Genomic DNA, 25,882 nt, shown 5'->3' with positions numbered 1-25,882 from the left:
CTGGAGGCCGGACGAGGGTGTCGCTTGTTCGTCCAGCTTCCAGCTTCCAGCCTTGAGCCTCCAGCGGCTTTTAGGCTTTTTAAAGAAGATCGTACTGCTTGAGTTTTTTGCGCAGAGTGCCGCGATTCAGGCCCAGCAGTTCGGACGCCTTGGTCTGGTTGCCCTTGACGTAATTCATCACGGTTTCCAGTAGCGGCGCCTCCACTTCGGAAAGCACCAGGTTGTAAACGTCCGTGACGTCTGCGCCTTCGAGGTGGGCAAAATAGTTGTGCAACGCCTTCTCCACACTGCCGCGCAGGGTCTGGCCTGCCTCGCTTGGTGTGTTGAGGTGCTGCTTGAGGTTTACATTGTCGCTCACGGATGTTGTTCCAGTTACCAATGTTTCGTTCAACAGCGTCATGCAGCCACCCCTTTTCCATCCCCCAAGTCAGGGCTTGTTCGGCGTTCGGCGAAGAACGCTCGAACACTGGCGCATTGCGCATCCCTGTCTTCCAAACCGTTGAACCGGGCGCGGTATTCGCGCGCGCCGGGAAGTGTTGCGAGATACCAGCTGACGTGCTTGCGCGCGATGCGTACACCCATGACGTCGCCATAGAAGGCGTGCAGCGCGCTCAAGTGTTCAAGCAGAATGCCTTCGACTTCGGTCAAGTCAGGCGGAGCCAGCAGCCGGCCGGTCGCGAGATAGTGATCGATCTCGCGAAAGATCCAAGGCCTGCCCTGGGCCGCCCGACCGATCAGCAATGCGTCGGCACCCGTTGCCTTCAATACCTGACTTGCCTTCAATGGTGTGTCGATATCCCCATTGGCAAATACCGGTATCGATACTGCCTGCTTGATCGCAGCGATAGTGTCGTACTCGGCGTCGCCCGTATAAAGGTCAGCCCGCGTACGACCATGCACGGCCAATGCCGCGATTCCAGACTGTTCGGCGATCTTCGCCACCGTGAGTCCATTCCTGTTTTGCCTGTCCCAGCCGGTACGGATTTTCAAAGTCACCGGAACGCTCACCGCGCCTACTACGGCCTCAAGTATCTCGGCGACCAGCAGTTCGTCCTTCATCAGCGCCGACCCGGCGGCCTTGTTGCAGACCTTCTTCGCCGGGCAGCCCATATTGATATCGATGATCTGCGCGCCCAGTTCGACGTTGCGCATAGCCGCCTCGGCCAGCATCTGCGGATCGCCTCCGGCGATCTGCACGGAGCGTGGTTCAGGGTCCCCGTCATGCAGGAGGCGCAGGCGCGACTTGCGGCTGTTCCACAGGCGTACATCGCTGGTGACCATTTCCGAGACCACCAGGCCCGCGCCGAGGCGCCGGCATAACTGACGGAACGGCTGATCGGTCACGCCGGCCATGGGCGCGAGGATCAATCGATTCGGAAGAGTATAAGGACCGATGCGTACCGCTGACATGAAGATTCCCTGCCTGGAGCCTGCTTGTTAGGTCGATCGGGACAGCAAAAAAGGGTGTGCATAATACCCGCTCCGGATGACGGGTTAAAGGTTGTTTTGAACAAATTCTGAACAGCCTCAAGCTTATAACCAACGGCTGGATTGGCACGCCGATGCGACCGGCGGTGCTCGCCTTCGCGGCGGTGCGGGCGCTGGAGAGATTACTCGGGGGAGCGGAAACTCAAGCTGTAATTAACCGCCTTAGCGCCTGGATCGAGAATGTCCAGAGCGATGTGGATGGGGATTTGCGATGGCATTTCCCGCTGTCCGGCAAGCTCTCCGGAAAGGTACTCGCCAGGTTTGAAGGTGCGGCTCGCCAGCGTCTGGCGGTTGATGTCGGCGAAGCGGACTTCCAGCAGCGGGAACGGCTGTGTGAAGGGTGCGCGGTTATAGATGATCGCATCGACCACCAGCGCACCAGCGAAGTCGGGATGGCTGCGCACCACTAGGTTGCTGCTCCTGATCTGGCTGATATCGACCTTTGGCGGTAGCTCGCAATTCAGGGATGGGCAGAGCTTCGCGAGCCAAGGGCGGTATTCGTCCTGCCGCGCGAGTTCGTCGAAGTTGTGCGCCACATATTGCCCGCCCAGTGCCAGCAGGGCGATCAGGTTAAGCGCACCCCAACCCAGCCAGCGGCCCCAGGGTCGGCGTCGGGCCTCCCAGTCGAGTTGCAAGGGCTCATCATCCAGTTCGAATAATGGGTCGTCGCCCCGGCGCGCCTGGCTGGATTGGCTGCGTTGGGGGCCTGATGCGGCGCCGGCTGCAGGTTCGGTTTGAGGCAGCTCATCGTCTGGCTCTTCGGTGATGCCAATGGATGGCTCGACGCGTTCCCGTGAATTCTGCAGGTCCAGATGCTCGGTCAGAGCTCCACGGGGACTCGTGAGCGGACTTGGCGGTGCGGGGCGCTCGCGCGTAACGGGGGTGAAATGCAGTTCCGTAGAGTTTTTATCCGGCTCGGCAGGGAAAGGCTGTTCCACCGTCATCGCTGTTCTGGGCGTCGGGGTTGTTGCCTTATCGCCTTCCGCATTCAGCAGTTGCTCAGCCCAGGCCTCGTCATCGGCGGTCGGCTGATCGTAAGCGTAGGGTCGAAGGCTTTCGCTGGGCTGCGGCTCCAGTTCGAGAAACTCGCGCGACAACTCCAGCTCCTGTCGCTCGAGCTTTGCCAGTTCCTCGTCCAGATCAAGGCTGTCCAGATCGAGATCGTCGTGGATCCACAGTGTGTTGTCTTCAGCCTGTGGCTTTGCTGGTGGTTGTGGACGAGGCTGTGCCGGTTCGCTAATGGGAAATGCTGTCGACGCAGCTGTATCGACAGCAATGTTTTGCGCCAGATCGTCCTCATGCAAATGGCGGGCTGCATTGAACACATCCATGCACGCGCCGCAGCGCACTACGCCATGGGCGGCGGCGAGCTGGGCGCGGCTGACGCGGAAGCTGGTGCGGCAATGCGGGCACTGAGTGACGAAATTGGTCATGCGCGAGTCCGGCGGAAATGCCGGCTAGTCTAGCGCATGCGCACTAATGAGCGGCAGTGGCGACTCGCGGAGACAACGCGACGTTGATGTCGCGTTCCGGAACATCGAACGATCGCGTGGTTCAGGGCCTTCGAATACCGGTGATTCGCACCCAACCCTCCCTGTCTGCAGTGGGGTCAAGATCGAATTGCTCGGCGTAGGCGGCGCGGACTTCTTCGGCCTGTTCGGCAAGAATCCCGGACAGAGCCAGGCGTCCACCGGGTTTGACCCGCTCGGTGATCTGCGGCGCCAGCGCCACCAGTGGGCCGGCAAGGATGTTGGCTACCACGACGTCGGCCTGACCATCGGGTAGTTGTTCGGGCAGGTACAGTGGGAATCGCGCCGGGTCGATGCCGTTGCGCCCGGCATTGTCGCGTGATGCTTCGATGGCCTGGATATCGATATCGGTACCGATCGCTTTCTCGGCGCCTAGGAGCAGTGCGGCAATGGCGAGGATTCCTGAGCCACAACCAAAATCGAGCACCTGCATGCCGGTCAATCGTTGCCCATCCAGCCATTCCAGGCATAGCGCGGTAGTGGGGTGGGTGCCCGTACCGAAGGCGAGGCCGGGGTCGAGCAGCAGGTTCACCGCTTTTGGTTCGGGAGCAGCGTGCCAGCTAGGCACGATCCATAGGCGTTGACCAAAGCGCATCGGGTGGAAGTTGTCCATCCAGCTACGTTCCCAGTCTTGGTCCTCGATGCGCTCTAATTGATACTCGGGCAGTTCGCCGCCGGTCAGTAGTTGCAGATGCGCGAGCAAATTGCTTTCGTCGACGTCGGCTTCGAACAGTGCCAGCAGATGGGTGTGCGACCACAGCGGCGTGGTGCCAAGGTCCGGCTCGAATATGGGCTGGTCCTCGGCATCCATGAAGGTCACCGATACCGCACCCACGCCCAGCAGCGCATCTTCTAGGGTTTGCGCCTGTTCTGGAGCGATAGCGAGACGAAGTTGTAACCAGGACATAAAAACCTCGTTAAAAACGGCTGAAGGCTGGAAGCTGAACGAGACGGCGGCGATACCCGCTTTTCGTTCGACTTCCAGCCTTCAGCGCTTCTATCGTTTTCTAATGGTGTCAGTGCTTATCCATACCCAGCTTCTTTTCCAGGTAATGGATATTCACACCGCCCTTGCAGAAACCTTCGTCGCGAACCAAGTCCCGGTGCAGCGGGATGTTGGTCTTGATGCCATCGACGACGATTTCGTCCAGCGCATTGCGCATGCGCACCATGGCTTCTTCACGCGTGGCGCCGTAGGTGATCAGCTTGCCGATCAGCGAGTCGTAGTTCGGTGGTACCGAATAACCGCTATACAGGTGCGAATCGACGCGTACGCCGTTGCCGCCCGGTGCATGGAAATGCTTGACCTTGCCTGGGCTGGGCAGGAAATTCGACGGGTCTTCGGCGTTGATACGGCACTCCAGCGAGTGACCGCGAATGACTACATCTTCCTGCTTGATCGACAGCTTGTTGCCGGCAGCGATGCTGAGCATCTCCTTGACGATATCCACGCCAGTCACCATTTCCGTCACCGGATGTTCCACCTGCACGCGGGTGTTCATCTCGATGAAATAGAAGCGACCGTCTTCGTAAAGGAACTCGAAAGTGCCGGCGCCACGGTAACCGATCTCGACGCAGGCGTCGGTGCAGCGCTTGAGCACTTCGGCACGCGCTTTTTCATCGATATAAGGAGCTGGTGCTTCTTCCAGGACTTTCTGGTGACGGCGCTGCAACGAACAGTCTCGATCACCCAGGTGAATCGCGTTGCCCTGGCCATCAGATAGCACCTGGACTTCCACGTGACGTGGATTGCCGAGGAACTTTTCCAGATAGACCATCGGGTTGCCGAACGCCGCGCCAGCCTCAGTGCGGGTCAGCTTGGCCGACTTGATCAGGTCTTCTTCCTGGTGGACCACGCGCATGCCGCGACCACCACCGCCACCGGCGGCCTTGATGATCACTGGATAGCCGACTTCACGGGCGATGCGCAGGGCTTCGGTCTCGTCTTCTGGAAGCGGGCCGTCGGAACCGGGCACCACGGGCACGCCTGCTTTGATCATTGCATTCTTGGCCGAGACCTTGTCGCCCATCAGGCGAATGGTTTCGGCTTTCGGTCCAACGAAGGCAAAGCCGGATTTTTCCACCTGTTCGGCGAAGTCGGCGTTTTCGGCAAGGAAGCCGTAGCCCGGGTGAATCGCCGTGGCCCCGGTCACTTCCGCTGCGGCGATGATCGCCGGGATGTGCAGGTAGGAGTTGGTCGCAAGGGCCGGGCCGATGCAGACCGACTCGTCTGCCAGGGCCAGATGCATAAGTTCCCGGTCGGCGGTTGAATGCACCGCGACGGTCTTGATTCCCAGCTCTTTGCAGGCTCGCAATATCCGCAGGGCGATTTCACCGCGGTTGGCGATTAGTACTTTTTCCAACATCGCTGGCTCTCCGCGGTTCAAACGATGGTGAACAGCGGCTGGTCGTATTCGACCGGCTGACCATTCTCCACCAGGATGGATTCGATGGTGCCGCTGGTTTCGGCCTCGATGTGGTTCATCATCTTCATGGCTTCGACGATGCAGAGGATGTCGCCTTTCTTGACGCTCTGGCCGACTTCAACGAAGTTGGCCGATTCCGGCGAGGAAGCGCGATAGAAGGTGCCGACCATCGGCGAGCGAACCACGGTGCCGTTGAGCTTAGGCTGTGCCGGGGTAGCATCGGCGGCGGGCGCTGCAGCGGCCGGAGCGGCTGCCGGTGCGGGCATCGGCGCCTGGGCATAGTAGGGTTGCTGCATCGCCACCTGCTTACTGTGGCGGCTGATACGTACGGACTCTTCGCCCTCGTGAATTTCCAGTTCGTCGATACCGGACTCTTCCAGCAGTTCGATCAGCTTTTTGACTTTGCGAATATCCATGAAGCGGTGACTCCCAAGTAAGTTCAAAGGGCATTGCTGCTCGCTTCTTCGAGGTCGGGCACGTTTGCCGTGCGCGGTCCTGTCAGGAAGCAGCGAGTTGTTCCAAGGCAGCCTCCAATGCCAGGCGGTAGCCGCTGGCGCCAAGGCCGCAGATCACCCCTACCGCAACATCGGAAAAATAGGAGTGATGGCGGAAAGGTTCACGTTTGTGCACGTTTGAAAGGTGCACTTCGATGAATGGGATGCTCACTGCCAGCAGCGCGTCACGTAACGCGACGCTCGTATGCGTGAAGGCGGCAGGATTGATCAGAATGAAGTCCACACCTTCGCTACGCGCAGCATGGATTCGCTCGATGAGTTCGTACTCGGCATTGGATTGCAGATGCAACAGGTGATGACCGGCATCGCGGGCCCGCTGCTCGAGGTCCTGGTTGATCTGCGCCAGCGTAACCGCGCCGTAGACGCCGGGTTCGCGGGTGCCGAGCATATTCAGATTCGGGCCGTGAAGGACCAGAAACGTCGCCATGAGTATTCCTTGTTGTTCTGTCCGCACAGCACCATCAGCGGCGTTATGCAGCGGGGGAAAACTATGCACGAAGGGGGGGCTGACTGTCCAGTCATGTCCCGATCGGCGTAAATGGCCGCATTATGGCTGGAGATTGCGGCAAGGAGCTTTTCTACAGAGACGCGTCGGCGCGGTTCATCCGTTCAGCGAACTGGCTCGCGTTGATTTCACCGACGACGCGTACGTCTTCCATTTCCCGGCCGGTGCGATCGAAGAACAGAATCGCGGGCGGACCGAAGAGTTTGTAGCGGTCGAGCAATGCGCGTTGTTCCGGGTTGCTGTCGGTGATATCGAAGCGGATCAGGCGGTAGTCAACGAGGCGTGACGCGATTTCCGGGGCGGCAAACACCTCGCGTTCGATCACCTTGCAGCTGATGCACCAGTCGGCATACCAGTCGAGCATCAGCGGCTGTCCGGCCGCGCGGGCCGCGGCAAGCTGGGCGTCGAGCTCCGCCGGGGTGGAGACGGTGTGCCAGCTGTCGGCCGCGATCGTGCCGGCCCCCGCACCGAGCGCCGCGCGTGGCAGCGGACGCAGCGGATCGGAGCCGCCTTGCAGCGCGCCGATCCATGCTGCCAGTGCGTAGACCAGCAGTGCCAGGCCAAGCAGCTGTGCGAGCTTCTGTCGCGGCGTCTTGGAGGTGAATTCGAGCGTTCCGAGAAACAGCGCTGTGCCGGCTGCCAACAAGCCCCATAGCGCCAAGGCCAGCGATCCTGGCAATACACGCTCAAGCATCCATACCGCAACCGCTAGCAGGAGCACACCGAAGGCATTACGTACAGAAACCATCCAGGTGCCACTCTTAGGCAGTAGCGCGCCGCCGCCCGTGGCAAACAGAATCAGCGGCGCGCCCATGCCCAGACCCAGAGCGAAAAGCTTCAGGCCGCCGCCCAGTGCATCGCCGCTGGCGCTGATGTAGAGCAGCGCGCCGGCCAGCGGAGCGGATACACAAGGCGAGACCAGCAGGCTGGACAAGATGCCCAGTAGCGCGGCGCCCATGAACGAACCACCTTTTGCATTCCCCGCCAGGCGATCGAGACGACTATTCAATGCCTGTGGCAGGCGCAACTCGAAGAGGCCGAACATGGCCAGGGCAAAAGCCACGAAGAACAGTGCGAAGGGCACCAGAATCCAAGGCGATTGAAGGCGTGCCTGCAAATTCAGCTCGGCGCCGAACACGCCCATCAGTGCGCCCAGCAGGGCGAAGCCGCCGGCCATTGGCAATACGTAGGCGAGCGACAAGAGGAAGCTACGCATGCCTCCGGTCTGCCCACGCAGTACCACGCCGGAGAGGATCGGCAGCATTGGCAACACGCAAGGCGTGAAGGTCAGACCTAGTCCGGCTAGAAAGAACAGCGCGACCGAGCGCCATGATAATGCGCCGCTATCGCTGTCAGCGCTGGCGGCATCGGAATTTGAAGCGGCGGGGGCTGGCGTGCCGCCGATATCCAGCGACTCCGTTTCCGGCGGATAACACAGGCCTTTGTCGGCACAACCCTGGTAAGTGACCTGGAGCTTGAACGGTCGGTTGTCGGGTTTTTGCACCGGCAGCTCGACGTCTAGCACCCCGTAGTACACCTCGACCTCGCCGAAATAATCGTCGGTCTTCTGCTTGCCTGCAGGCAGAGTCGCTTCGCCGATGACCACACCCGTGTCGCTGGCCTTGAACTCAAATCGGTGTCGGTAGAGGTAATAACCTTCCGCGGCGATGAAGCGCAGTTTGATCTGCTCGGGCGCCGCACCTATCAGGCTCAGGCGGAACGCTTCGCGTACCGGAAGAAAGTCTGCGCTGTTGTTCAGCCCGCCCAAGGTGGCGCTGGGACGACTATCGAACAGGCCGGCGGTGGCAGGCAGGGCGAACAGCAGGATCAGCAGACTCAGCAAACGGCGCATGGTCATCTCACAGATAGCAGTGGCGGCATGATACCCAAGGTGGCGAATCGTCGCCCGGGCGCAACGTCGCACTAGCGCGCGTTCTGTAACCAGATTATGCCGTCGTGTTCGACAATGGTTAGCGCACGCAACGCCTGGCCAGCGCAGGGGCCGGCAACGCATTCGCCGCTATCGATCAGAAACAGCGCGCCATGTGTGGCGCACTGGATGAGGCTACCACTGCTGTCGAGAAACTGGTCGGGCTGCCACTCCAGTGGAATCCCGCGATGCGGGCAGCGATTTTCGTAGACATATAGGGCGCCGTCCTTGCGCACGGCAAGCAGGCGTTGATCATTTATATCCAGGCCCTTGCTCTGGCCTTCCGCGACGTCGCTCGCGGCGCACAATCGGATCATGTTGCCCTCCACTGTCGAACCGGGATTATCGCTTAGGCGATCTCGTTTGGTGCAGGGGCTGTATGGATTAGTGCTGGCGAACCCGTGGGATGGCTTTTATTCTTCGCGTCGACTTCCGACTCCAACTTCCCGACTGGCGACGCTATTGATGAGCCCTGCGCTATCCGCACGCCCTTTGTTCCTTTCGCTGAGCCTGTTGGGGCTGCTTGCCTTCTGGCTATCGCTGGCATTGGGGCCGGTCAGTCTGTCATTCGACGAAACCCTGGATGCCATGCTTCGCGTGCTTGGCATTCCGCTTGCGGGTGAGGGCGTCGGACAGGCCGAGCTCATCGTCGGGCAAATACGTTTGCCGCGCGCTTTGCTCGGGGTGGCCGTTGGCGCGGTACTCGCGTTGTCCGGCGTCGCCATGCAAGGGCTGTTTCGTAATCCACTGGCGGACCCGGGATTGATCGGAGTCTCCAGTGGTGCTGCGCTGGGTGCTGCCGTGGCCATTGTCGGCGGTGAGCTGGTGGGTGGTATCTCGCCGTTACTGGAGCCCTATCTGCTGTCGCTGAGCGCTTTCATCGGCGGCCTCGGCGTCACCGCGCTGGTGTATCGTCTCGGGCGTCGCGATGGGCGCACGCATGTCGCCACGATGCTGCTAGCCGGCATTGCGCTGACTGCCCTGGCTGGCGCGGCGATCGGGCTTTTTACCTACTTTGCCGATGACGCCACGCTGCGCACTTTGACGTTCTGGAACCTGGGCAGCCTCAACGGTGCCAGCTATGCACGGCTTTGGCCGCTTCTGCTGGTGACGGTGGCGGTCGCGTTCTGGTTGCCGCGGCGAGCCCAAGCGCTGAATGCACTGTTGCTTGGCGAGTCCGAGGCGCGTCATTTGGGATTCGAGGTCGAGCGGCTCAAGCGCGAGCTGGTGTTCTGCACGGCGCTGGGCGTCGGCGCGGCAGTGGCAGCAGCCGGCATGATCGGCTTCGTCGGGTTGGTAGTCCCTCATCTGATGCGCCTGGTGGTCGGGCCCGATCACCGCTTATTGCTGCCGGCTTCGGCGATGGCGGGCGGCAGTCTGCTACTGCTGGCTGATCTGCTGGCGCGGCTCATGCTCGCGCCCGTCGAGCTGCCGATCGGTATCGTTACCGCTTTGCTAGGCGCCCCCTTCTTTCTATACCTGTTGCTGCGAGGGCGCCGCTGATGCTCCAAGCCCAGGGGATTTCGGTGCGCCGCGGTGCCACGACGGTGCTCCACGGCATTGATCTCCAACTGGCGCCTGGCGAGGTGTTGGGTGTGCTGGGGCCCAACGGTGCCGGCAAAAGCACCTTGCTCGGGGCGCTGAGTGGCGAGCTGGCGGTCGCTACCGGACAGGTATTGCTGCGTCAAAAACCGCTGCACGCCTGGGATGGCCCTGAGCGCGCGCGCTGTTTGGCGGTGCTGCCGCAGAGTTCGAGCCTGAGCTTTGGATTCCTGGTGGAGGACGTCGTCGGCCTCGGTCGATTGCCCCATGCCAGCGGCTGGGAGCTCGATAGCCAGATCGTTGCCGCCGCATTGCACGCTGCGGACGCGCAGCATCTGGCCCGGCGTAGCTACCTGACGCTGTCCGGCGGCGAGCAACAGCGCGTGCATTTGGCGAGAGTGCTGGCGCAACTATGGCCGGGAGGCACGGGTCAGGTGCTGCTGCTCGACGAGCCCACCGCCATGCTCGACCCGGCGCACCAACACGGCATTCTGCAGTCTGTAGGGCGCTTTGCCGAGCAGGGCGGCGCGGTGCTGGTGATCCTGCACGATTTGAATCTTGCCGCGCGTTATTGTGATCGCCTGTTGCTGCTCGCCGACGGCCGTGCCCGGTTAAGCGGTACGCCGGAACAGGTACTGCGTGCCGAACCGCTGAAGTCCGTATTCGGCCTCGAGGTGCTGATCCAGCAGCACCCAGAGCGTGGTCACCCGCTTGTCATCGCCCGCTGAGGAGTGCTGATGCGATTCCTGTTGCCCGTCGCTGTGATCCTGCTCACTGCGTGCCAATCGATGCAGCCGTTGCCGGCTTGGCAGGGCCCCGAGAACCGAGATCATCTGGATCTGGGTCAGATCGTTGATCTGCGTAGCGGCGAGCGGCTTTCGCCGCAACAGCTATTAGATGAGCTGGCCGATGCCGATCGAGTCCTGGTTGGCGAACGCCATGACAATCCTGACCATCACGCCCTGCAGCGCTGGCTGCTTCAAGCGTTGGCACAACGGCGCGAGCAGGGCAGCGTGTTATTGGAAATGCTCAACCCTGATCAGCAGGAAGAGGTTGCGCGCGTACAGAGCTCGATTGCGCAAGGGCAGCGGCCAGCGGACCTGCCAGCGGCGTTGGGATGGCAAAGCGGTTGGAAGTGGGAGCTGTACGCGCCACTAGTCGAGTACGCTCTGACACAGTCTTATCCGCTACTGCAGGCGAACCTTGATCGTGCGGAAATATCAGCCATCTACCGCAACAAGCCGCAGCTGACCGGCATCGCCGCTGCGACACGTGTGCAGGCGGCATTGCTGGAACAGATCCGCGTCTCTCATTGCGACATGCTGCCCGAAGCGCAGCTGCCGGCAATGCTTGCCGTGCAGCAGCAACGTGACCGCCGAATGGCTCAGCAACTGGACGCAGCGCCGAAGCCCGCATTATTGCTGGCCGGCGCCTTTCATGTTCGGCGTGACCTCGGGGTGACTTTGCATCTCAAGCGCGGAGGAGCGTCCGACGCACGTGTATTGATGCTTGCCGAGGCCGGGGAAACGGTGGGGGCGAAACAAGCCGATTTCGTCTGGTTTACACCGGCCCAGCCGCGGCAGGACTCTTGTGGTCCACTTCGCGAAAAGGCCAGAAACCGGAAGTAAGATGAGTACGGAGCCGCTTTTGTCAGGCAAAAAAAGACCCGGCAAGAGCCGGGTCAAAACCGTGATTAGCCTGATGAGGAGATAACCTGAAAGTCCGACTGCCTGGCCTTCCAGCTTACCGACTGATCTCGCGACCAGTGGTGCTAATAATAACAATTCTCATTTCATAGTCAACAGCTGTCGGAAATAAAACTTTCTGACCGCATTTGTGCTCGATCCGAACTCAAGCGGTGAGCGGCAACCGCAGCTGGGTAACTTCCTTGTTCAGTAGGTCGATGCGTCTGGCCATGCTCTCTATCAGGCTGTGGGCAATTTTCGGGTTGCTCTGCATCAGACTGAGAAACTGATCCTTAGGTATCACCATGACGGTACAAGCCGCGGTGGCGATGACGGTCGCACTGCGCTTCTCACGGGTGAAAACGGCCATCGCGCCGAAAATTTCATCGCGCTGCACGTCGCCGACCTTTTGCCCGTCGACAATCGCTTCTGCGTGCCCTTCGATGATGATGAAGACATTATCTGCATCGTCGCCTTGGCGGATCAGTTCCTCACCGGCCGCGAAGTGCTGGAAACCCGTCGTCGGATGAATCTCGGGCTGCTTCAGCCGAGCGAGCGCGTCGGACAGCAGGGCCGTCTGGCCAATCAGATATTGGGTAAAGAGTTCCTGTCGACGCTGATCCGCATGAATATGTTGGAATACCGCACTGCGCGAGTAGGGGACCAGACGAATCGACTCCTCACTTCGATAACGACAGACCGGCAACTCGATGCCCTGGCGGAGGCCGAGAATGTCGCCTTCCTGCATGTAAAACAGTGGCCTCTCGTCTACCAGCGCGTGCAGTAGCCCGCTCTCGATGACGAACAATTGCTGCTCGGGCAGCTCGCCGCTCAAATCATCGGAACACTTGACTTCGATAGCGGAGCCGGAGGGTGCAAGGCCTTCCAATAGCTGGGCGGGGATCCCTTGCAGGCGGTTGATCAGTCGATCGGCGTAGGCCGGTTGTTCCCCGAGTAGATACATGACGGTAATCCTTGAGCCAGCTTGCAAAGGTTGAGCGATGCGCGCGCTGACAATAAGGCCGCAGGTCTAGGGAGTAAATCGCGCCACGTAGAGGTTGTGAGCTAGCTCTTGTTGCCGCTGTGACAACTATTCAGATGCTGGTTCAGCTCGCTCTTGAGGGTGTCTGGCAGTTCTTTCCAGTTGGTGTCACGTAGAGCTCCTTCAATCGCGTACAGCAACACTCGGGATGCACTGAATCCTCGTGATTTGACCGCCTGATAGGCGCTGACCGCACCGAGCCGGCGCAGATCATCGGCTGTGTGGATGCCTGAGGCATGCAGCCATTGCGCGGATGTCTTGCCCAGGTTCTTCAAGGTAAGCAGCTCGTCGTGCATGATTGGCTCCTATTGGCCTGGATAGCCGGCGAGGATGTGAAGCGGCCAGCGAACTTTACGCTGTCGCTCCGGATAGCCCCACAGCCGCGCGAGCTCGGATTCCAGCTGGGTCACCGGATCTTTGCCGTGAGCTTGCTGCCACTGCCTCACTGCCGACCATGTGCGCAGGTAGCCGAGCAGCTGGGGTAGATTCCAATAAGCCTCGATGGCGAAAACCGGCGGTTCGATGGTTCCGAACGGCATCTGAATGTCGCGATAGCCGGCATCGACGCTGGCACGTCCTTGCGGCCAGTAGCCGCGGAGCGTTTCGCTATGTAGCCGAGCAATGACGGCGTCTACTGTGGGCTCGATACGCAGCAAGCTGTAGCACCACGCGCAGAACAGACCATCCGGGGTGAGCGCTCGCGTCGCTTCTGCAAAGAACGCCGGAGTAGCGAACCAGTGCAGCGCCTGGGCGACCACGATCAGGTCAACCAAGCCATCGCGCAGTGGCAGTTGCTCTGCCCGAGCAACGAAACGTTGTACCGATTGCCAGGCCGTGCCACTGAGCAACTGGTCAGGGCTGGCATCGCAGGCGAGTACAGTGTCGAAGTGGGCTAATAAAGGAAGAGTCGCCTGGCCGCTACCGGCGGCGATGTCGAGCGCGCAGCGGGGTTGCGGGCATTGCGTAGCGAGCCAGCGGAACAGGCTGTCCGGGTAAGTTGGCCGGAACTGGGCGTACGCGTCGGAGCGGATCGAGAAAAGCTGGACGCTATCACCCATGGCGACGATCCGGCGGCAAAAATGGCAGGACGCAGTGGGGCATGGTCAATTTCCGCAGGCAGACCTGCGCAAGTATAGAAGCACCGCCGGGTTCTGCCCGTAGCGGTGCCTGATCGTTGCCCGCCGCATTCGGCGCGACGACGCTAATCTTCGAGTTAGAGCCCGGGAAGCCGCTGGCGAATCGCGCTGACCAAGCTGTCGAGGCTGCCTGCATCGGGCGTATCGACCTGCCGACTGAGCAGTTGTTCGCTTTCGGTCAGCGACTCGCGTGTCGCCTGCTGCGCCTTGACCACCTCCATAGTGGCGTCGGATGGATCGCCGCCTTCGGCCTGTCGTTGTGCAAGCCATTGTTCAATGACTGCGTCGGGAGCCTCGCAGTCGAGGATCAGGAACGGCACGCCGGTGGATTCAGCGACCTGCCAGGCTGCTTGGCGGTGCTGTTGCTTGAGGTAGGTCGCATCGATCACTACCGAGAAGCCTGCGTTCAGTGCCGCCTCGGCCAGCGTATGCAAACGCTGATAAGTGGCTTCGCCAGCTTCGGCACTGTAGATGCCGGCAGCCAGTTCGCCGGATTGTGCTTGCGGCTGTTCGCCGTGCAGCCGCTTGCGTTCGACATCCGAACGCAGCCTGAGCGCACCCAGCGCCTCGACCAGGCGTAGCGCGACTTGGCTTTTGCCCACCGCCGAGACGCCATGGGTGATGGCCAGGAAGCGAGACGGAATCGCACTGTAACTTTCGGCTAGATTGGCGTAGCTGCGGTACTGACGCAGGATGACCCGACGTTGAACGGCGTCCTGTTCCTGATACAGCCGGAACAGATTGACCTTGGCGCGAACCAGCGCGCGATAGGCTTTGTACAGATTGAGTAGATCGAGTGCGGCGTAATCGCCGGTGTATTCCAGCCAGCCGTTGATAAAGCGCCGCGCCTGGCATTTCAGTCCTCGATCTTCCAGATCCATCGCGAGGAATGCTGCGTCGCAGGCGATATCGATCAGACGGAAGGGCTCGTTGAACTCGATGCAATCGAACAGTACCACCTTGTCTTCGATGATCGTGGCGTTGCCCAGGTGCAGATCGCCGTGGCATTCACGGATGAAACCGTGCTGGGAACGCTGCTCCAACAGCGGCTGCAGGCGGGCGATGCTCGTTTCGGTCCAGTCGGCCAACGCATCGAGCTGCTGCACATCGGCCTGCTCTGTCAGCAACGGGCGAATCTGTTCGAAGTTCTGTCGCATCGGCGCGACGATTGCTTCTGCGCTGTTCAGAGCGTGCCCGGCGGCCACTTGGGGAACGCTCAGGTGGAACTGGGCGATCTGCTCGGCCAGGGCGTCGATATGGGCATCGGTCAGTTCGCCGCGAGCTTGCACTTCAGCCATCAGTTGAGTCTGCGGAAACTCGCGCATTTGCAGCATGTACTCGATCGGCTCACCGCTGCCGCCGATCACCGGCACGTCGACGCTGCCGGTGATCGGCAGGACTTGCAAGTACAGGTCAGGCGCCATGCGCTGATTCAGGCGTAGCTCCTCCTCACAGAAATGCTTGCGAGCAGCCAGATCGGTAAAGTTGAGGAAGCCGAAATCCACAGGCTTCTTCATCTTGTAGGCGTAGGTGCCGGTAAGAATCACCCAGGAAATATGGGTTTCGATGATCTTAAAGCCCTCGACCGGGTGAGGGTAAAGGGTCGGATTCTGCAACGCGGCGATCAATGCTTGGCTCACGGTCATTCCTTGTAGGTTGTTGGGTGGATGTGTGAGCACATTGGGACACAGTTCACACAGGCTGAGCGCTCCATTATGTCGTTCCTCGGTAGGCCTGCAAACCGCCAAGAGGCCGTCTTGCGGACAAATCAAAGTGCGTATAATGCGCCGCCATGACTAAAGCACGCTCCCCTCGTTCTCGTTCGAAACGCCGTTTCGGTGGCTCCCGTCCCTGGTTGGGCTGGGTTATCAAACTATCCATTGTGGCTCTGGTGATACTCGCCGGTGTAGCCGTTTACCTCGACGCGGTGGTGCAGGAGAAGTTCTCTGGCAAGCGCTGGACCATTCCGGCAACGGTCTACGCGAGGCCGCTTGAATTGTTCGTCGGGCAGAAGCTCGCCAAGGACGACTTCCTGACTGAGCTTGGTGCGTTGGGTTATCGTCGCGAAAAGACGGTAAGCGGTCCCGGCAGCATTTCGGTGGCTGGCAATGCCGTGGAGATGCATACGCGCGGATTCCGGTTCTATGAGGGCGCCGAAGAGTCGCAGCGCATCAGAGTGCGTTTCTCCGGCGACTTCGTTGCCGGCCTCGCCCGTGCCGATGGCGGCGAAATCCCGGTTGCGCGCCTCGAACCGCTAACGATCGGCGGGCTTTATCCGGTGCATAACGAAGACCGTATTCTCATCAAGCTCGACCAGGCGCCGCCTTATCTAGTGGAAACACTGGTCGCCGTCGAAGACCGGGAGTTCTTCGATCATTTCGGCGTTTCGCCCAAGTCCATCGCACGTGCCGTCTGGGTGAACCTGACCGCCGGCGAGGTTCGCCAGGGCGGCAGCACGCTGACCCAGCAGTTGGTCAAGAACTTCTACCTGACCAACGAGCGCAGCCTCAGCCGAAAGGCCATTGAGGCGATGATGGCGGCTTTACTGGAGTTGCATTACGACAAAGAGGAAATTCTCGAGGCCTACCTCAACGAGGTATTTCTCGGTCAGGATGGCCGCAGAGCCATTCATGGTTTCGGCTTGGCCAGCCAGTATTTCTTTGGCCGGCCGCTAGCCGAACTGAAAGTGCAGCATGTTGCGCTGCTGGTAGGCATGGTCAAGGGGCCGACTTACTACAACCCTCGGCGCCATCCGGAGCGGGCATTGGAGCGTCGCAATCTTATTCTGGACCTGTTAGCCGAGCAGCAAGTTCTGAGCCCTGAGGAAGCAGCAGCGGCGCGGAACGCACCGCTTGGCGTGACACAGCGGGGCAGTCTTGCCGACAGCTCGTATCCGGCATTCCTTGACTTGGTCAAGCGCCAGTTGCGTGAGGATTACCGCGAGGAAGACTTGACGGAAGAGGGTCTGCGGGTCTTTACCAGCTTCGATCCGATTCTGCAGCTCAAGGCCGAGAAGTCGATGAGCGAGACGCTGAAGCGCCTCGGCAAAGCGGCGGAAAAGGTCGAAGGGGCGATGCTGGTTACCAACCCCGAGACCGGCGAGATTCAAGCGATGCTCGGCGGCCGGCAGCCAGGCTTCGCTGGTTTCAACCGTGCATTGGATGCGTCCAGGCCCATCGGCTCACTGATCAAGCCGGCTATTTATCTCGCCGCTTTGGAGAAGCCCAGTCAGTACACCCTGACCAGTCTCTTGGAAGACGAAGCGTTTTCAGTCAAGGGTGCCGATGGGCAAGTATGGAAGCCGCAGAACTATGGGCGTACCGCTCATGGAACCGTGTATCTCTATCAGGCATTGGCTCATTCCTACAATCTGTCCACGGCTCGCCTTGGCCTTGATTTGGGTGTGCCTCACGTGCTGAAAACACTTGAACGATTGGGTGTTTCACCAGAGTGGCCAGCTTATCCCTCGATGCTGTTGGGGGCTGGCGGGTTGCGGCCTATCGAGGTGGCGGATATGTATCAGACACTCGCCAATGGTGGTTTCAATACACCGCTTCGAGCCATTCGCAGTGTCGTCGCTGCCGACGGCGAGCCGCTCAGTCGATACCCCTTCAAGATTCAACAGCGTTTCGATGCCGGAGCTATCTATCTGACTCAATACGCCATGCAGCGCACCATGCTCGAAGGCACAGGACGCTCGGCCTACAATTACCTGCCAAAGTCATTAGCGTTGGCAGGTAAGACTGGCACCACCAATGATTCACGCGATAGCTGGTTCGCCGGGTTCAGTCAGGACTTGCTGGCTGTGGTTTGGCTGGGTCGTGATGATAATGGCAAGACTTCGCTGACCGGGGCCACCGGAGCATTGCAGGTTTGGGCGGATTTCATGCGTCGTGCCGATCCGCTGCCGTTGCAATCGCCAATGCCGGACAATGTCGAGATGGTCTGGGTGGATGCGCAGACCGGGCAGGGTACGTTGGAGAATTGCCCTGACGCCGTGCAGATTCCCTATATTCGCGGCAGCGAGCCTGCGCTGGGTTCTGGTTGCGGAATTCGTGCGCCGGCTGAATCAGTCATGGACTGGGTTCGCGGCTGGTTGCCCTAAGACGGTAGCAGTTGAATGGAATTTTAAGAGGTTCGAATATTGAACAAGCAATGGATAACGGTTCTGGCGGCCGCTGCGCTGGTGCAGGGCTGTGCGACGGTTGAGCGGGGCGCGATACCTGTCGTCGATTCGGGAGCGCCGGTTTCCGAAGAAGTGTCGGCGCGGCAATCTTCTCGCACCGCCAGCTCGCCTGCGCCGACGACGCGTCCGTCGCCCGCGGCGTCTGGTGTGATGGTCATGGTGCCGCAGCAGAATGCTGAACCCTTGCAAACTTTCGCTGCGCCGGACGTCACCTTCTCCGGCTCTTCAGGCCCGGTTTCCGATGCGCCTGGACAGTGGACCCCGCCGGTGCAACCGACGCCAGGCTCGACGCCGCGCCAGCCGATGCCCAGTGGTATCCCTTCCAGCAGTGGAACGCTATCCGCGGACGAGCAGCTTGACGGACCGGTGCTGGCGCTATTGACCACGGCTCAGCAGCAACAGGGTGGAGGTGACCTGAACGGTGCGGCGTCCAGCCTTGAGCGTGCCCAGCGTATTGCGCCGCGCGAGCCGCAGGTGCTGTACCGCCTGGCTCAGGTGCGCCTTGCTCAGGGGGATACGGTGCAGGCTGAACAGCTGTCTCGGCGGGGCTTGAGCTATGCCAGTGACCGTCCGGCGTTGCAGGCGAGTCTGTGGGAGTTGATCGCGCAGGCACGCGAGCAGCAGGGTAACGCCGCAGGCGCCGCGCAGGCTCGTGAACGAGCGAAGGTCTCGATGTGATGGGTCAACGCGTTCCGAAACTGGCCGAACAGCTATTGCTGATAGAGCGAGAGCTGCGTTTGCTTGGCGTATGGGCATCATCGCCACCGGATCCGCAGGCTTTGGCCAGTCAAGAGCCGTTCTGCGTCGATACCTTGTCGTTCGATCAATGGTTACAGTGGATATTCTTGCCGAGAATGAAGTTCATTCTGGAACGTGGTGAGGCACTGCCGGCCGTTTCGGGGGTTTTGCCGATGGCGGAAATGGTCTATCAGGATCGACCGCAGCAAGTAGCCGGTCTGCTCAAGGCGCTGGAGACGTTCGATGTGCTGATCAGCCGCGGCGACGCATGATGCGCGTCAGTCCGCGAAACTGACTTTGTGTCCGATACGCATCAGTTACACGTGTCGGCGATTTTCTGTTTGGTTTCGCCGATGCGCGTTTGGCGTTCCTCTTCGTTCAGGCGCCGCATTTCTCCTTCTTTTTCCACGCGCACTCGTGGATTGTTCTGCAGTTGTGCCAGATTGGTTCGTAGTGCTGTGCAGTAGCGCTGGCGTTCTGCTTCCTGCTCGGCCACCTGCTGCTTTACCTTGCGATCAATGCTGCGCTGCTCGGATCCGTCCGTCGGTTCGGGCTCGACCGACTCCGTCGCGATAGGTTTGGGTGGCGGCGTGGCGGTGTTGAGTACCTCGGCGGACTGACCTTGCGGCGGTTGTGCGCCGAAGTGGGTGACCCCTTGTGCATCCACCCATTTATAAACCTGACTGGCCATGACACTGCTGCTCAACGCAAGCAACAGCCCGCCCGCGAAAATCGTCAAACGCATGCTAATCCCTTCTGTGGGTGCAAAACCAAGCCGGTACTATACGCAAAAGCCGTTTGCCTTCATTCTGCGCTGGATCACAGCTGAAAACAGTTGAAGGACAACAGCAGACTTGACTTGGCTGGGTCTAATCCGAACAATTCCATGCTTGCTGTTCTGAGAGGCCGTCGCAAGCGCGCCTTTTCAGTCAATCATGAGGTGCACACCCGCGCCGACTGTAACACCCGCAACGCGTTACCTCGCGCTGGGAGGAACGCCCCGCAACACTTTAGGGGTTTTCCTAATACTTGCTAATCAGCAGCTGACGTAGTCGGCGACCACCGTCGCTCATGCGCTGCCTGGCAGTAAACCTATTTCTGGCCGGCCCGACGCGGAGCGGCTATCTGGCGTTTTAGAGGTGAACAACGTGGAACTTTTATCCGGCGCTGAAATGGTCGTCCGCTTCTTGCGCGACGAGGGCGTTAAGTACATCTACGGGTATCCGGGCGGCGCCTTGCTGCACATCTACGATGCGCTGTTCAAGGAAAAGGAAGTGACGCACATCCTCGTACGTCACGAGCAAGCCGCTACTCACATGGCTGACGGTTACGCCCGCGCCACCGGCAAGGCCGGTGTCGTGCTGGTGACGTCTGGCCCTGGTGCGACCAACGCGATCACTGGCATTGCCACCGCTTATATGGATTCGATTCCAATGGTGGTGATCTCTGGCCAGGTGGCCAGCAACATGGTCGGCACCGATGCCTTCCAGGAAACCGACATGATCGGTATCTCCCGGCCCATCGTGAAACACAGCTTCATGATCAAGCATCCTTCGGAAATCCCCGAAGTGATGAAAAAAGCGTTCTATCTCGCTGAATCTGGCCGCCCTGGACCGGTTGTCATCGATATCCCGAAGGATATGACCAACCCGGCCGAAAAATTCGAATACGTTTACCCGAAGAAAGCCAAACTGCGCTCTTACAGTCCGGCGCTGCGCGGTCATTCTGGACAGATCCGCAAGGCGGCGGAGTTGCTGCTGTCAGCCAAGCGGCCAATCATCTATGCCGGTGGCGGCGTGGTCATGGGCGGCGCCTCGGCGCAGCTGACCGAGCTGGCGAAGATGCTCAACCTGCCAGTGACCAACACCTTGATGGGGCTTGGTTGCTATCCGGGCAGCGACCGTCAGTTCGTCGGCATGCTCGGTATGCACGGCAGCTATACCGCTAATTTGGCAATGCATCACTCCGATACGATTCTCGCGGTCGGCGCGCGTTTCGATGATCGCGTGATCAACGGTGCGACCAAGTTCTGCCCGAACGCAAAGATCATTCATATCGATATCGATCCGGCGTCCATCTCCAAGACGATCAAAGCTGATATACCGATCGTAGGTCCGGTGGACAGCGTGCTCACCGAGATGGTTGCCATCGTCAAGGAAATCGGCCAGGCGCCGAACGCCGAGACCGTCGCCAGCTGGTGGAAGCAGATCGAGGAATGGCGTGGAAGCCGTGGCCTGTTCCCGTATGACAAGGGTGACGGCGTTATCATCAAGCCGCAGGCGGTTATCGAAACGCTATGCGAGGTAACCAAGGGCGACGCTTATGTGGCCTCGGATGTTGGTCAGCATCAGATGTTCGCGTCTCAGTACTATAGGTTCGACAAGCCTAACCGCTGGCTCAATTCTGGCGGTCTGGGCACCATGGGCTTCGGTTTCCCGGCGGCCATGGGGGCAAAGTTGAATTTCCCAGAGGCTGACGTTGCCTGTGTTACTGGCGAAGGCAGCATCCAGATGAATATTCAGGAATTGTCGACCTGCCTGCAGTACGACCTTCCGGTGAAAATCATCAACCTCAACAATGGTGCGCTGGGCATGGTCCGCCAGTGGCAGGACATGATGTATAGCAGCCGCTACTCGCACTCTTATATGGAATCGCTGCCGGACTTCGTCAAGCTGGTCGAAGCTTATGGGCATGTAGGTATGCGCATCACTGACCTGAAGGATCTCAAGCCGAAGATGGAAGAGGCCTTCGCCATGAAGGACCGGCTCGTGTTCCTTGATATCGCCGTTGATACCAGCGAGCACGTTTATCCAATGCAGATCAAAGATGGTGCCATGCGTGACATGTGGCTCAGCAAGACGGAGCGGACCTGATCATGAGACACATCATTTCTCTGCTGATGGAAAACGAGCCAGGTGCGTTGTCCCGCGTGGTTGGCCTGTTCTCGCAGCGCAACTACAACATCGAGAGTCTCACCGTTGCGCCGACCGAAGATCCGACCCTGTCGCGACTGACCTTGACCACCGTGGGCCACGAAGAGGTAATCGAGCAGATCACCAAGAATCTCAACAAGCTGATCGAGGTGGTCAAGCTGGTGGATCTGTCTGAAAGCGCGCATATCGAGCGCGAACTGATGCTCATCAAGGTGAAGGCTACCGGCGCGCAGCGTGCCGAGGTCAAACGCACTACCGATATTTTTCGTGGACAGATCGTCGACGTGACATCAAACGTTTACACCATCCAGTTGGCCGGTACGACCGACAAGCTGGACAGTTTCATCCAGGCCATCGGTACCACATCGATTCTGGAGGTCGTGCGCAGCGGCGTCACCGGGATTTCCCGCGGCGACAAAGTGCTGAGCATCTAACTCGTTTTATCGAATGGCCCGAACGGCCAGTAACAGGGGTAATTCAATGAAAGTTTTCTACGACAAAGATTGTGACCTTTCCATCATCCAGGGTAAGAAGGTCGCGATCATTGGGTATGGCTCGCAGGGCCATGCGCATGCCTGCAACCTGAAAGATTCCGGTGTCGACGTGACTGTCGGCCTGCGTGCTGGCTCCTCGTCAGTTGCCAAGGCCGAGGCCCATGGTCTTAAAGTCGACAATGTTGCAACTGCAGTTGCTGCGGCTGATGTGGTGATGATCCTCACGCCTGACGAATTCCAGGGCCGTCTGTACCGTGACGAGATCGAGCCGAACCTGAAAAAAGGCGCCACGCTGGCCTTCGCTCATGGTTTCTCGATCCATTACAACCAGGTCGTGCCCCGTGCTGATCTGGACGTGATCATGATCGCGCCGAAGGCGCCAGGTCATACAGTGCGCTCCGAGTTCGTCAAGGGCGGTGGTATTCCCGACCTGATCGCGATTTACCAGGATGCGTCCGGCAATGCCAAGAACGTTGCCCTGTCTTATGCCTCGGGTGTTGGTGGTGGCCGCACCGGTATCATCGAAACCACTTTCAAGGACGAAACCGAAACCGACCTGTTCGGTGAGCAGGCCGTTCTGTGTGGTGGTTGCGTCGAGCTGGTCAAGGCTGGTTTCGAAACGCTGGTTGAAGCTGGCTATGCGCCAGAAATGGCCTATTTCGAGTGCCTGCACGAGCTGAAGCTCATCGTGGATCTGATGTTCGAAGGCGGTATCGCCAACATGAACTACTCGATCTCCAACAACGCCGAATACGGCGAGTACGTCACCGGTCCGGAAGTGATCAACGCCGAGTCCCGTGCCGCAATGCGCAATGCGCTGAAGCGCATCCAGGACGGCGAGTACGCCAAGATGTTCATCACCGAAGGCGCAGCCAACTATCCGTCGATGACAGCCTATCGCCGCAACAACGCTGCCCATGGCATCGAAGTAGTCGGTGAAAAGTTGCGCTCCATGATGCCGTGGATCTCTGCCAACAAGATTGTCGACAAGAGTAAGAACTGATACTGGTTCTGCTTGAAAAGAACGCGGCCTAGGCCGCGTTTTTTCGTTATGCCTGTGGGGCATCTGATATAAACCGATGCTGGCGCCCAGGTGAACCCGTTGTGCCAGGGTCTGTCGAAATTATTCAAACCTGCTGTAAGGTGAATTTGCATGAGTGAGCATCCCGAAGAGCCGAACAAGCCAGCCGAGCCGGAAAGCCTGCTGCCCATCGACGAGCACGTCGAAGAAATCCAGGATTCCGAGGGTCGTAAAGTTCGCCACCGTGGTATCTACCTGCTCCCAAACCTTTTTACCACCGCCAATCTGTTCGCCGGTTTCTTCTGCATAATTGCCGCAATCAACGGTAATTTTTATGTCGCTGCCGCCACGGTATTCGTGGCGATGGTATTGGACAGCCTCGACGGGCGAGTGGCGCGGCTGACCAATACCCAGAGCGCGTTCGGTGCCGAATACGATTCGCTGTCCGATATGGTTGCCTTTGGCCTGGCGCCCGCCGTGTTGGCATACGAATGGGCGCTGTCCGGCTTGGGTAACGTAGGGCTGACCGTGGCGTTCATTTATGTCGCCTGTGCTGCGTTGCGTCTTGCGCGTTTCAACACCCAGATCGGTAAGGTCGACAAGCGTTGGTTTATAGGTCTGGCTAGTCCTGCGGCGGCTGGTGTAGTTGCCGGTTCGGTGTGGGCGGTCTGGGCGCTGGACGAGCCGGGCATTCGAGGCGTGGATCTCCCCTTTGCGGTGGTAATGCTGTTTGCACTGCTAGTGGCGGCAGCAGGTTTGTTGATGGTCAGCAACATCAAGTACTACAGCTTCAAGGATCTCGATCTCAAAGGTCGGGTGCCATTCGTTGCGATCCTTGTAGTGGTCTTGGTTTTCGCCGTAGTGTTCAGCGATCCTCCTCGCATTCTGCTTTTAATCTTCCTTGCCTATGCCGTTTCAGGCCCCGTGCAGTTTTTGATGCGTCGCCGCAAGCGTGTTTAAAGTTGATTTCTACAGTGATCCGCTGTCTATTGGAGGGCCCAGGCCTTAGGCAGCGGAGCTCCTCTCATGCTTATAAAAATCCCCCGTCGCAGCGATTGCCGTGAATCAGAGGTAATTCCCGAAGCGCTTTATCTGAATCGTCGACAGCTGTTGCAGGGAGCTGCGCTGTCTTTTGCCTCCACGGGCCTTCCGTTGGTGGCACATGCGGACAATGGGCGTTACGAGGGCGTAGATGCCGCTGATGCCCCTGGGTGGTTTGATGACAAGCTCAATCAAGCGCGATGGGAGGCCTCTGTTGCTGAGGGTGAAGCTGTCACGCCTTACCGCGATGCGACTCACTACAATAATTTCTACGAATTCGGCCCGGATAAGGGGGATCCGGCAGCTCATGCACCCAGGCTCGTGACCGACCCTTGGACCGTCGTGGTCGATGGTGAGGTGACGAATCCGGGACGCTACTCGGTCGAGGATCTGTTTGCTCCTACCCGGCTCGAGGAGCGCATCTATCGCTTGCGCTGTGTCGAGGCGTGGTCGATGGTCATCCCATGGCTGGGCTTTCCGCTGGCTGACCTGATTCGCCGCCTGGAGCCAACCTCCAGTGCGAAATACGTCCGTTTCGAGACGCTGGCTCGACCCGAGCAGATGCCTGGCATGCGTACCGGGTTTTCCCTTATCGACTGGCCCTATGTCGAAGGGCTGAGAATGGACGAGGCGATGCACCCGCTAAGCCTGATGGTTGTTGGCATGTACGGTCGCATCCTTCCAAACCAGAATGGGGCGCCCCTTCGGCTGATTGTCCCGTGGAAGTACGGTTTCAAGAGCATCAAATCCATTGTGCGCATCAGTTTCGTTCGTGAACAGCCGGCAACGACCTGGCAGACAATGGCGCCTCAGGAATATGGCTTCTATGCCAATGTCAATCCGGACGTCTCCCATCCTCGGTGGTCCCAGGCGAGAGAGCGTCGGCTGCCTGGCAGTCTGTTCAGTCCCAACGTTAGAGAGACGCTTCCATTCAATGGTTACGCCGATGAAGTTTCGAGCCTGTACGCCGGCATGGATCTGAGCAAGGACTATTGATGCGGTACCCATGGTGGAGGCTGTTTCTTTTCCTGGCAGTAGCAAGTGTCCCCTGCTACTGGATGTATTTGGGGGCTATCGCCGCGTTAGGTCCTGATCCTGGCAAGGTGTTGGTGGATAACTTGGGTCAGGGCGCTTTGGTCTTGCTGCTGTGCTCACTTTCGATGACGCCTTTGCAAAGACTCACAGCTTGGGCAGGATGGATCGCTTTCCGCCGCCAGTTTGGGCTTTGGTCTTTCAGCTATGCGGTGATGCATCTCACGGCTTATCTTTATTTCTTGCTAGGGCTCGATTTCACCGGTTTCACGGAAGAACTTGTTGATCGCCCATATATAGCGGTAGGTGCGATCGCGCTGCTTGGATTGCTTGCCCTTGCCGCTACGTCTACCCGTTGGAGCATGCGTAAGCTGGGCAAGCGCTGGAAGAAGCTGCATCGAATTGTTTATCCAGTGCTTCTGATTGTGCTGCTGCACATGTTGTGGGTCGTGCGAGCCGATGCTGGACGGTGGGCGCTCTACGCCACGATAGCGGCTGCGTTGCTATTGGTGCGACTGCCATTCATAGAAAGAAAGCTCGCCAGCCGTGGTAGGGCGAGCGCGGCTCGTTGATTGAAAAAGCTGAAAACAACCGTTGACGTGATGTTCTGAGTGCTTATAATGCGCACCTTCTCCGGCG

26 protein-coding genes are annotated in these 25,882 nt (G+C 59.4%); 12 read left to right on the top strand and 14 right to left on the bottom strand.

Annotated elements, in window-relative coordinates:
* Positions 1-79: 79 nt before the first annotated feature.
* The 9 genes from fis to AC2LD7_RS03555 form a co-directional block, all read right to left on the bottom strand.
* A complete protein-coding gene (fis, locus tag AC2LD7_RS03595; protein ID WP_131649971.1) occupies positions 80-400 on the bottom strand; it encodes a DNA-binding transcriptional regulator Fis in 321 nt (106 codons plus the stop codon).
* Positions 397-1,410: a tRNA dihydrouridine synthase DusB gene (gene dusB / locus AC2LD7_RS03590; RefSeq protein WP_484596487.1), complete on the bottom strand. Its 1,014-nt coding sequence runs from the start codon at positions 1,408-1,410 to the stop codon at positions 397-399. The genes fis and dusB overlap by 4 nt, the downstream gene beginning before the upstream one ends.
* A 200-nt stretch (positions 1,411-1,610) precedes the next feature.
* Positions 1,611-2,921, bottom strand: a complete 1,311-nt coding sequence (locus AC2LD7_RS03585) for a DUF3426 domain-containing protein (RefSeq protein ID WP_484596486.1) — start codon at positions 2,919-2,921, stop codon at positions 1,611-1,613.
* A gap of 121 nt (positions 2,922-3,042) precedes the next feature.
* Positions 3,043-3,924 carry a 50S ribosomal protein L11 methyltransferase gene (prmA, locus tag AC2LD7_RS03580; protein WP_484596485.1) on the bottom strand — a complete coding sequence of 294 codons (882 nt, stop codon included), beginning with the start codon at positions 3,922-3,924 and terminating at the stop codon, positions 3,043-3,045.
* A 109-nt stretch (positions 3,925-4,033) separates the two neighbouring features.
* On the bottom strand, positions 4,034-5,383 hold the full coding sequence (gene accC, locus AC2LD7_RS03575) for an acetyl-CoA carboxylase biotin carboxylase subunit (RefSeq protein WP_484596484.1): 1,350 nt from the start codon (positions 5,381-5,383) through the stop codon (positions 4,034-4,036).
* Positions 5,384-5,400: 17 nt separating this feature from the next.
* Positions 5,401-5,859, bottom strand: a complete 459-nt coding sequence (gene accB / locus AC2LD7_RS03570) for an acetyl-CoA carboxylase biotin carboxyl carrier protein (RefSeq protein ID WP_484596483.1) — start codon at positions 5,857-5,859, stop codon at positions 5,401-5,403.
* Positions 5,860-5,941: 82 nt separating this feature from the next.
* On the bottom strand, positions 5,942-6,385 hold the full coding sequence (gene aroQ / locus AC2LD7_RS03565) for a type II 3-dehydroquinate dehydratase (RefSeq protein ID WP_158187567.1): 444 nt from the start codon (positions 6,383-6,385) through the stop codon (positions 5,942-5,944).
* Positions 6,386-6,536: 151 nt separating this feature from the next.
* Complete coding sequence (locus AC2LD7_RS03560; protein ID WP_484596482.1) at positions 6,537-8,315, bottom strand: protein-disulfide reductase DsbD; 1,779 nt, start codon at positions 8,313-8,315, stop codon at positions 6,537-6,539.
* Positions 8,316-8,386: 71 nt separating this feature from the next.
* Entirely contained in the window at positions 8,387-8,710 is a 324-nt protein-coding gene (locus AC2LD7_RS03555; protein ID WP_484596481.1) for a Rieske (2Fe-2S) protein, read from the bottom strand.
* A gap of 148 nt (positions 8,711-8,858) precedes the next feature.
* Here AC2LD7_RS03555 and AC2LD7_RS03550 point away from each other — a divergent pair, with 148 nt between their 5' ends.
* From AC2LD7_RS03550 to AC2LD7_RS03540, 3 genes are read left to right on the top strand one after another with little or no spacing between them, the layout of a single operon-like run.
* Positions 8,859-9,896 (top strand): FecCD family ABC transporter permease, encoded by a 1,038-nt coding sequence (locus tag AC2LD7_RS03550; protein ID WP_484596480.1) that lies wholly within the window; start codon positions 8,859-8,861, stop codon positions 9,894-9,896.
* Positions 9,896-10,663 (top strand): heme ABC transporter ATP-binding protein, encoded by a 768-nt coding sequence (locus AC2LD7_RS03545; protein WP_484596479.1) that lies wholly within the window; start codon positions 9,896-9,898, stop codon positions 10,661-10,663. Before AC2LD7_RS03550 ends, AC2LD7_RS03545 begins: the two co-directional genes overlap by 1 nt.
* A 9-nt stretch (positions 10,664-10,672) precedes the next feature.
* Entirely contained in the window at positions 10,673-11,563 is an 891-nt protein-coding gene (locus AC2LD7_RS03540; RefSeq protein WP_484596478.1) for a ChaN family lipoprotein, read from the top strand.
* Between the two features lie 223 nt (positions 11,564-11,786).
* Here the strand turns inward: AC2LD7_RS03540 and AC2LD7_RS03535 are convergent, their stop codons facing one another.
* The 4 genes from AC2LD7_RS03535 to AC2LD7_RS03520 all read right to left on the bottom strand — a co-directional run bounded on the left by AC2LD7_RS03535 (position 11,787) and on the right by AC2LD7_RS03520 (position 15,438).
* Positions 11,787-12,584 carry a cyclic nucleotide-binding domain-containing protein gene (locus tag AC2LD7_RS03535; protein WP_484596477.1) on the bottom strand — a complete coding sequence of 266 codons (798 nt, stop codon included), beginning with the start codon at positions 12,582-12,584 and terminating at the stop codon, positions 11,787-11,789.
* A gap of 101 nt (positions 12,585-12,685) precedes the next feature.
* Positions 12,686-12,958, bottom strand: a complete 273-nt coding sequence (locus AC2LD7_RS03530) for a TfoX/Sxy family protein (protein WP_484596476.1) — start codon at positions 12,956-12,958, stop codon at positions 12,686-12,688.
* Between the two features lie 9 nt (positions 12,959-12,967).
* Positions 12,968-13,720 (bottom strand): class I SAM-dependent methyltransferase, encoded by a 753-nt coding sequence (locus tag AC2LD7_RS03525; RefSeq protein ID WP_484596475.1) that lies wholly within the window; start codon positions 13,718-13,720, stop codon positions 12,968-12,970.
* A 155-nt stretch (positions 13,721-13,875) separates the two neighbouring features.
* Positions 13,876-15,438 (bottom strand): bifunctional aminoglycoside phosphotransferase/ATP-binding protein, encoded by a 1,563-nt coding sequence (locus AC2LD7_RS03520; protein ID WP_484596474.1) that lies wholly within the window; start codon positions 15,436-15,438, stop codon positions 13,876-13,878.
* 152 nt (positions 15,439-15,590) lie between these two features.
* Between AC2LD7_RS03520 and mrcB the strand changes: the two genes are divergently transcribed.
* The 3 genes from mrcB to AC2LD7_RS03505 are packed head-to-tail and all read left to right on the top strand — an operon-like array spanning position 15,591 to position 18,994.
* Entirely contained in the window at positions 15,591-17,903 is a 2,313-nt protein-coding gene (gene mrcB / locus AC2LD7_RS03515) for a penicillin-binding protein 1B (RefSeq protein ID WP_484596473.1), read from the top strand.
* Positions 17,904-17,942: 39 nt separating this feature from the next.
* The gene (locus tag AC2LD7_RS03510; RefSeq protein ID WP_484596472.1) at positions 17,943-18,662 is read left to right on the top strand and encodes a tetratricopeptide repeat protein; all 720 of its coding nucleotides are present in this window, start codon (positions 17,943-17,945) and stop codon (positions 18,660-18,662) included.
* A complete protein-coding gene (locus tag AC2LD7_RS03505) occupies positions 18,662-18,994 on the top strand; it encodes a YqcC family protein (protein ID WP_484596471.1) in 333 nt (110 codons plus the stop codon). Before AC2LD7_RS03510 ends, AC2LD7_RS03505 begins: the two co-directional genes overlap by 1 nt.
* A gap of 41 nt (positions 18,995-19,035) precedes the next feature.
* Here the strand turns inward: AC2LD7_RS03505 and AC2LD7_RS03500 are convergent, their stop codons facing one another.
* Complete coding sequence (locus AC2LD7_RS03500; RefSeq protein WP_484596470.1) at positions 19,036-19,467, bottom strand: DUF4124 domain-containing protein; 432 nt, start codon at positions 19,465-19,467, stop codon at positions 19,036-19,038.
* Positions 19,468-19,870: 403 nt separating this feature from the next.
* Here AC2LD7_RS03500 and AC2LD7_RS03495 point away from each other — a divergent pair, with 403 nt between their 5' ends.
* The 6 genes from AC2LD7_RS03495 to msrQ all read left to right on the top strand — a co-directional run bounded on the left by AC2LD7_RS03495 (position 19,871) and on the right by msrQ (position 25,815).
* Positions 19,871-21,595, top strand: coding sequence for an acetolactate synthase 3 large subunit (locus AC2LD7_RS03495; protein ID WP_484596469.1), 1,725 nt, complete (start codon positions 19,871-19,873; stop codon positions 21,593-21,595).
* Between the two features lie 2 nt (positions 21,596-21,597).
* Positions 21,598-22,089 (top strand): acetolactate synthase small subunit, encoded by a 492-nt coding sequence (gene ilvN / locus AC2LD7_RS03490; protein WP_131649991.1) that lies wholly within the window; start codon positions 21,598-21,600, stop codon positions 22,087-22,089.
* Positions 22,090-22,135: 46 nt separating this feature from the next.
* Positions 22,136-23,152 (top strand): ketol-acid reductoisomerase, encoded by a 1,017-nt coding sequence (ilvC, locus tag AC2LD7_RS03485; RefSeq protein WP_484596468.1) that lies wholly within the window; start codon positions 22,136-22,138, stop codon positions 23,150-23,152.
* Between the two features lie 150 nt (positions 23,153-23,302).
* Complete coding sequence (gene pssA, locus AC2LD7_RS03480; protein WP_484596467.1) at positions 23,303-24,130, top strand: CDP-diacylglycerol--serine O-phosphatidyltransferase; 828 nt, start codon at positions 23,303-23,305, stop codon at positions 24,128-24,130.
* Positions 24,131-24,196: 66 nt separating this feature from the next.
* The gene (msrP, locus tag AC2LD7_RS03475) at positions 24,197-25,207 is read left to right on the top strand and encodes a protein-methionine-sulfoxide reductase catalytic subunit MsrP (RefSeq protein WP_484596466.1); all 1,011 of its coding nucleotides are present in this window, start codon (positions 24,197-24,199) and stop codon (positions 25,205-25,207) included.
* A complete protein-coding gene (gene msrQ / locus AC2LD7_RS03470) occupies positions 25,207-25,815 on the top strand; it encodes a protein-methionine-sulfoxide reductase heme-binding subunit MsrQ (RefSeq protein ID WP_484596465.1) in 609 nt (202 codons plus the stop codon). The genes msrP and msrQ overlap by 1 nt, the downstream gene beginning before the upstream one ends.
* Positions 25,816-25,882 lie beyond the last annotated feature (67 nt).

This window comes from Stutzerimonas sp., assembly GCF_982611455.1.
Note: the sequence above shows the minus strand (reverse complement) of the source record. Positions and strands in the feature narration are given on the sequence as shown.

Bases quoted from the DNA above. Each gene is read 5' to 3' on its own strand.
- fis (WP_131649971.1), bottom strand. From the start codon at position 400: ATGACGCTGTTGAACGAAACATTGGTAACTGGAACAACATCCGTGAGC.
- dusB (WP_484596487.1), bottom strand. From the start codon at position 1,410: ATGTCAGCGGTACGCATCGGTCCTTATACTCTTCCGAATCGATTGATC.
- AC2LD7_RS03585 (WP_484596486.1), bottom strand. From the start codon at position 2,921: ATGACCAATTTCGTCACTCAGTGCCCGCATTGCCGCACCAGCTTCCGC.
- prmA (WP_484596485.1), bottom strand. From the start codon at position 3,924: ATGTCCTGGTTACAACTTCGTCTCGCTATCGCTCCAGAACAGGCGCAA.
- accC (WP_484596484.1), bottom strand. From the start codon at position 5,383: ATGTTGGAAAAAGTACTAATCGCCAACCGCGGTGAAATCGCCCTGCGG.
- accB (WP_484596483.1), bottom strand. From the start codon at position 5,859: ATGGATATTCGCAAAGTCAAAAAGCTGATCGAACTGCTGGAAGAGTCC.
- aroQ (WP_158187567.1), bottom strand. From the start codon at position 6,385: ATGGCGACGTTTCTGGTCCTTCACGGCCCGAATCTGAATATGCTCGGC.
- AC2LD7_RS03560 (WP_484596482.1), bottom strand. From the start codon at position 8,315: ATGCGCCGTTTGCTGAGTCTGCTGATCCTGCTGTTCGCCCTGCCTGCC.
- AC2LD7_RS03555 (WP_484596481.1), bottom strand. From the start codon at position 8,710: ATGATCCGATTGTGCGCCGCGAGCGACGTCGCGGAAGGCCAGAGCAAG.
- AC2LD7_RS03550 (WP_484596480.1), top strand. From the start codon at position 8,859: ATGAGCCCTGCGCTATCCGCACGCCCTTTGTTCCTTTCGCTGAGCCTG.
- AC2LD7_RS03545 (WP_484596479.1), top strand. From the start codon at position 9,896: ATGCTCCAAGCCCAGGGGATTTCGGTGCGCCGCGGTGCCACGACGGTG.
- AC2LD7_RS03540 (WP_484596478.1), top strand. From the start codon at position 10,673: ATGCGATTCCTGTTGCCCGTCGCTGTGATCCTGCTCACTGCGTGCCAA.
- AC2LD7_RS03535 (WP_484596477.1), bottom strand. From the start codon at position 12,584: ATGTATCTACTCGGGGAACAACCGGCCTACGCCGATCGACTGATCAAC.
- AC2LD7_RS03530 (WP_484596476.1), bottom strand. From the start codon at position 12,958: ATGCACGACGAGCTGCTTACCTTGAAGAACCTGGGCAAGACATCCGCG.
- AC2LD7_RS03525 (WP_484596475.1), bottom strand. From the start codon at position 13,720: ATGGGTGATAGCGTCCAGCTTTTCTCGATCCGCTCCGACGCGTACGCC.
- mrcB (WP_484596473.1), top strand. From the start codon at position 15,591: ATGACTAAAGCACGCTCCCCTCGTTCTCGTTCGAAACGCCGTTTCGGT.
- AC2LD7_RS03505 (WP_484596471.1), top strand. From the start codon at position 18,662: ATGGGTCAACGCGTTCCGAAACTGGCCGAACAGCTATTGCTGATAGAG.
- AC2LD7_RS03500 (WP_484596470.1), bottom strand. From the start codon at position 19,467: ATGCGTTTGACGATTTTCGCGGGCGGGCTGTTGCTTGCGTTGAGCAGC.
- ilvN (WP_131649991.1), top strand. From the start codon at position 21,598: ATGAGACACATCATTTCTCTGCTGATGGAAAACGAGCCAGGTGCGTTG.
- ilvC (WP_484596468.1), top strand. From the start codon at position 22,136: ATGAAAGTTTTCTACGACAAAGATTGTGACCTTTCCATCATCCAGGGT.
- pssA (WP_484596467.1), top strand. From the start codon at position 23,303: ATGAGTGAGCATCCCGAAGAGCCGAACAAGCCAGCCGAGCCGGAAAGC.
- msrP (WP_484596466.1), top strand. From the start codon at position 24,197: ATGCTTATAAAAATCCCCCGTCGCAGCGATTGCCGTGAATCAGAGGTA.
- msrQ (WP_484596465.1), top strand. From the start codon at position 25,207: ATGCGGTACCCATGGTGGAGGCTGTTTCTTTTCCTGGCAGTAGCAAGT.